The organism is Streptomyces sp. T39 (assembly GCF_008042045.1).
Taxonomy (GTDB): Bacteria; Actinomycetota; Actinomycetes; order Streptomycetales; family Streptomycetaceae; genus Streptomyces.
Genome location: NZ_RDBP01000013.1, coordinates 58,599 through 63,686, shown reverse-complemented (window position 1 = coordinate 63,686; position 5,088 = coordinate 58,599). Strand labels below are relative to the sequence as shown.

Annotated in this window: 4 protein-coding genes; 3 read left to right on the top strand and 1 reads right to left on the bottom strand. The window is 71.2% G+C overall.

Going from position 1 to position 5,088, the window contains the following annotated elements; all coding sequences use genetic code 11:
- Nucleotides 1–29: 29 nt before the first annotated feature.
- Complete coding sequence (gene rhaI, locus EAO77_RS17710; RefSeq protein WP_147989244.1) at nt 30–1,190, bottom strand: L-rhamnose isomerase; 1,161 nt, start codon at nt 1,188–1,190, stop codon at nt 30–32.
- 276 nt (nt 1,191–1,466) lie between these two features.
- On the opposite strand from rhaI, the gene EAO77_RS17705 reads away from it, so the two are divergent.
- Genes EAO77_RS17705 through EAO77_RS17695 form a run of 3 tightly spaced genes read left to right on the top strand, consistent with a single transcriptional unit; the run spans nt 1,467 to nt 5,051 of the window.
- Nucleotides 1,467–2,984 carry a sugar ABC transporter ATP-binding protein gene (locus tag EAO77_RS17705; RefSeq protein ID WP_147989243.1) on the top strand — a complete coding sequence of 506 codons (1,518 nt, stop codon included), beginning with the start codon at nt 1,467–1,469 and terminating at the stop codon, nt 2,982–2,984.
- A complete protein-coding gene (locus tag EAO77_RS17700) occupies nt 2,981–4,051 on the top strand; it encodes an ABC transporter permease (RefSeq protein ID WP_147989242.1) in 1,071 nt (356 codons plus the stop codon). The genes EAO77_RS17705 and EAO77_RS17700 overlap by 4 nt, the downstream gene beginning before the upstream one ends.
- Complete coding sequence (locus EAO77_RS17695) at nt 4,044–5,051, top strand: ABC transporter permease (RefSeq protein WP_147989241.1); 1,008 nt, start codon at nt 4,044–4,046, stop codon at nt 5,049–5,051. Before EAO77_RS17700 ends, EAO77_RS17695 begins: the two co-directional genes overlap by 8 nt.
- Nucleotides 5,052–5,088: the final 37 nt, after the last annotated feature.

The following is a 5,088-nucleotide window of genomic DNA, read 5'->3' as shown; positions in this document are numbered from 1 at the left end:
GGGCGGGCGGGACCGGTCCGTGGCGTGGGTCAGGCTCCCCAGCCGGCCTGCTGTCCGCCCACGCGTGCGGCGGTGATCTTCTCGGCCCAGCCGGAGCGGCGGTACGCGCCCATCGGGTCGGCATCGAGGCCCAGTTCGCCGCGGACCTCGGCGAGCAGCGGACGGACGTCGGTGTCGAAGGCGTCCATCAGCACCGCGTTGGCGGCGAGCACGTCACCGGACGCCTGGGCCGCCGCGAGGGCGTCGCGGTCGACCAGGAGCGCCTTGGCGGTCGCCTCCTGCACGTTCATCACCGAGCGGATGATCGCGGGGATCTTGGCCTCGATGTTGTGGCACTGGTCGAGCATGAACGCCACCTCGGGGGTGAACCCGCCGCCGCGCACGACCTCGTACATGATCCGGAACAGCTGGAACGGGTCGGCGGCACCGGCCATCAGGTCGTCGTCCGCGTAGAAGCGGGAGTTGAAGTCGAAGCCGCCGAGCTTGTCCTCGCGCAGCAGGCTCGCGACGATGAACTCGATGTTGGTGCCCGGAGCGTGGTGGCCGGTGTCCACCACGACCTGCGCCTTCGGGCCCAGCTTCAGGCAGTGCGCGTACGCGGTGCCCCAGTCCGGGACATCGGTGCTGTAGAAAGCCGGCTCGAAGAACTTGTACTCCAGCAGCATCCGCTGGTCGTCGCCCAGCCGCCCGTACACCTCCGCCAGCGCCTCGGCCAGCCTGTCCTGGCGGGCGCGGATGTCGTCCTGGCCCGGGTAGTTGGTGCCGTCCGCGAACCACAGCTTGAGATCGCGCGAGCCGGTGGCGTCCATGACGTCCACGCACTCCAGCAGGTGGTCCACGGCCTTGCGGCGCACCGCGGCGTCCGGGTGGCAGATGCTGCCCAGCTTGTAGTCGTCGTCCTGGAACGTGTTGGAGTTGATCGCGCCCAGGCGCACCCCGAGCCCCTCGGCGTGCGCGGCGAGAGCGGCGTAGTCGTCCACCCGGTCCCAGGGGATGTGCAGCGCGACCGTCGGGGCCGCCCCCGTGAACTCGTGAACCTTCGCCGCGTCCTCGATCTTCTCCTGCGGTGTGCGCGGCACTCCCTGCTGGGCGAAGACCTTGAAGCGCGTCCCGGAGTTGCCGTACGCCCACGACGGTGTCTCGACGGCCTGGGTCTTGAGCGCGGCCTTCACCGCGGCGAGGTCGGTCACTTCGGGACTCCTGAAGTCATGCGTCGGCGGAGGAGCGGGACTCCTGCCAGGCGAGAGAGTGAAACGATTCATGTGGAAGCTAGGGTGCGGCGCCGGGGCTGTCAACCCCCCGGAAACGCGCACGCCGTGTGACCGAAACGCAACTCTCTCCTGCCGAGGCTTTTGCTGCGCACCCATTGACTCGGCACATCGCCGCTGCATAACGTCCCGGCAACCCAATTGAAACCTTTCACGATGCCGTGACGGATTCCCCGCCGGTGTCGTCGAGGAGTCCCCATGAGCCACCCGTCCCGTCCGGGACCCGCGCCGGTGCTGGCGCTGAAGGACGTCACCAAGTCCTTCGGCGCCGTGCGCGCCCTGCGAGGCGTGTCCCTGGAGCTGTTCCCCGGCGAGGTGCACGCCCTCGCCGGGGAGAACGGCGCGGGCAAGTCGACGCTGATCAAGACGCTCGCCGGAGTGCACCGTCCGGACGCCGGCCAGGTGCTGCTCGACGGCGAGCCCGTCGCCTTCCACGGCCCCGGCGACGCCCGCGACGCCGGCATCGCCGTGATCTACCAGGAACCCACGCTCTTCCCCGACCTGTCGATCGCGGAGAACATCTTCATCGGCCGGCAGCCCCGGCGGGGCCTCGGCCGCATCGACCACAGGGCCACCCGTGCGGCCACCGTCGCCCTGATGGCGCGCCTCGGTGTGGACCTCGACCCGGAGCGCCCCGCGCGCGGGCTGTCCATCGCCGACCAGCAGATCGTGGAGATTGCCAAGGCGCTCTCCTTCGACGCCCGTGTCCTGATCATGGACGAGCCGACCGCCGCCCTCACCGGCAGCGAGGTGGCCCGCCTGTTCGGCGTCGTCCGCACCCTGCGCGAACAGGGCGCGGCCGTCCTGTTCATCTCCCACCGTCTGGAGGAGATCTTCGAGATCTGCGGGCGGGTGACCACCCTGCGCGACGGCGCGTGGATCGCCTCCGAACCGCTCGACGGCATGACCGAGGACGACCTCGTCCGCCGCATGGTCGGCCGCGACCTCGACGAGCTCTATCCCAAGCAGGTGGTCGAGCCGGGCGAGGTCGCCCTCAGCGTGCGCCGCCTCACCCGCGAGGGCGTGTTCACCGACGTCTCGTTCGAGGTGCGCAGCGGCGAGATCGTCGGCCTCGCCGGACTCGTGGGAGCCGGCCGCACCGAGGTCGCCCGCGCCGTCTTCGGCATCGACCGCCGGGACGCCGGTGAGGTCGAGGTCAAGGGCCGCGCGCTGACCAACGGCGCGCCCTCCGCCGCCATGGCGGCGGGACTCGCCCTGGTGCCCGAGGACCGCCGGGCCCAGGGGCTGGTGATGGACATGTCCATCGAACGGAACATCGGCCTCACCGGACTGCGCACCACCGTGCGGGCCGGGCTCGTGGACCGCGGCGCCGAGCGCAGCCGCTCGCTCGACTGGGCCGTGAAGCTCCAGGTGAAGTACGCCCGGATCGCCGACGCCGTCGCCACCCTGTCCGGCGGCAACCAGCAGAAGGTCGTGCTCGCCAAGTGGCTGGCCACCGGCCCCGAGGTCCTGATCGTCGACGAGCCCACGCGCGGCATCGACGTCGGCACCAAGGCCGAGGTGCACAGGCTGCTGTCGCAGCTGGCCGCCGACGGGGTCGCCGTCCTGATGATCTCCTCCGACCTGCCCGAGATCCTCGGCATGGCCGACCGCGTGCTGGTGATGCACGAGGGCCGTCTCACCGCCGAGATCCCCCGCTCCGAAGCCACCGAGGAGACCGTGATGGCCGCAGCCACCGGGAGGGCCGCCGCATGACGGCCACCGCTCCCGCACGACCGCCCCTCGCCGACGCGCCCGAGTCCGGCGGTACCCGGCTGGTCGACCGCGTCTTCAGGATGCGCGAACTCGCCATCCTGCTCGTCCTCCTGGTGATGATCGGGGTCACCCAGGCCGGCAACAGCGAGTTCCTCTCCGAGCAGGGCATCAAGGACCTGCTGCTGAACGCCACCATCCTGGTGCTGGTCGCCGTCGGCCAGTCCCTGGTCGTCATCACCCGCAACGTCGACCTGTCGGTCGGCTCCACGCTCGGCATCAGCGCCTTCGCCGCCGGCACCTGGCTCCAGGGCGGCGGACACCCCGTCGTCGCCGTGCTCCTCGCCGTGCTGATGGGCACCGGCTTCGGACTCCTCAACGGGCTGCTCGTCAGCCTCGGCCAGGTACCCGCCCTCGTGGTCACCCTCGGCACGCTCTACATCATCCGCGGCGTCGACTCCATCTGGGTGGGCTCCCGCCAGATCACCGCGGCCGACCTCCCCGGCGGCTTCGTCGACTTCGGCTCCGGCGGCATCTCCGCGGTGCCGTGGCTCGCGATGATCGCGCTGGGCGTCCTGGTGGCCACCGCGTACTACCTGAAGCACTTCGTCAGCGGCCGGGAGCTGTACGCCCTCGGCTCGAACCCGGAGGCCGCCCGGCTCGCCGGCATCCCCGTCCGCAAGCGCATCCTCGCCGCCTACACCTTCTGCGGCGCGCTCGCCGGACTCGCCGGCGTCCTCTACCTGGCCCGGTTCGGCAACGTCGACTCGGGCACCGGCAACGGCTACGAACTCACCGTCGTCAGCGCGGTCGTCGTCGGCGGCGTCGTCTTCACCGGCGGCTCCGGCAGCGTCCACGGCGCCGCCCTCGGCGCACTCCTGCTGACGTCCGTCAACAGCGTTCTGCCCGCCCTCGGCGTCAGCTCCGTGTGGGTGCTCGCCATCAACGGTGTGCTGCTCCTGCTGGCCATCGCCGTCGACCGCGTGGTCGCCCTGCGCGTCGCCACGGCCCTGAAGAAGAAGCCGGCACACGCCGAACTCCCGCAGAAGGGGGACACCCGCCATGCCTGAGTCCCTGACCCGCGCCATCCGGTGGGACACGGTCGTCGGCGCCCTCCTGATCGTCCTGCTCCTGCTGTCCTTCGGCTTCGTGGACGGCTTCGGCAACGCCCTCAACCTGTCCTTCCTGATCGGCAACACCCTGCCCATCGCCCTCGTCGCGCTGCCCATGACCCTGCTGGTGGTCTCCGGGGAGATCGACCTCTCCGTCGCCTCCACGGCCGGTCTCTCCGGCGCGGTGATGGGCGCGCTGTGGAACCAGGGCATGACCATCGAGACGATCATCCCGATCTGCCTGCTGCTCGGCGTCGTGTGCGGACTGGTCAACGGCCTCCTGGTCACCCGCCTGGGGCTGCCCTCGCTTGCCGTCACCATCGGCACCCTCGCCGCCTACCGCGGCATCGCGCAGATCGTCCTCGGCTCCGACGCGGTGACCGACTTCCCCTCGCCGTACCTGGAGTTCGCGGCCGGCCGCGTCGGCGACACCTTCCTGCCGCAGGCCTTCCTGCCCTTCCTGGTGCTGCTGGCGATCGCCGTCGTCGTCCTGCACGCCACCCCGTTCGGCCGGTCGCTCTTCGCCATCGGCGCCAACGAGGAGGCCGCACGCTTCGCCGGCCTCCGCGTCAGGCGGCAGAAGCTGCTGCTGTTCACGGTGACCGGCCTGATGGCCTCCCTCACCGGCGTCTTCTGGGCCCTGCACTACGCCAGCGCCCGCTACGACAACGCCACCGGCCTCGAACTGTCCGTCGTCGCCGCGGTGCTGCTCGGCGGCATCGACTTCGACGGAGGCAAGGGCACGCTCGGCGGCGCGATCGCGGGCGTCTTCCTGCTCGGCGCCCTGCAGAACGTGATGAGCCTGCAGGACGTCTCCGCGCAGTCCCAGATCGTCGTGACCGGCATCCTCCTCGTCCTGTCGGTGCTCGGCCCCCGCGTCGCACGGCAGATCTCCGTCGCCAGAGCGGGCCGCCGGGCCGCCCCGGGCGAACCGGCCGGGACTCCGACGCCGCCCTAGCACCGGGCACCCCGCACCCGCCGGCCTGCCCGCGGCG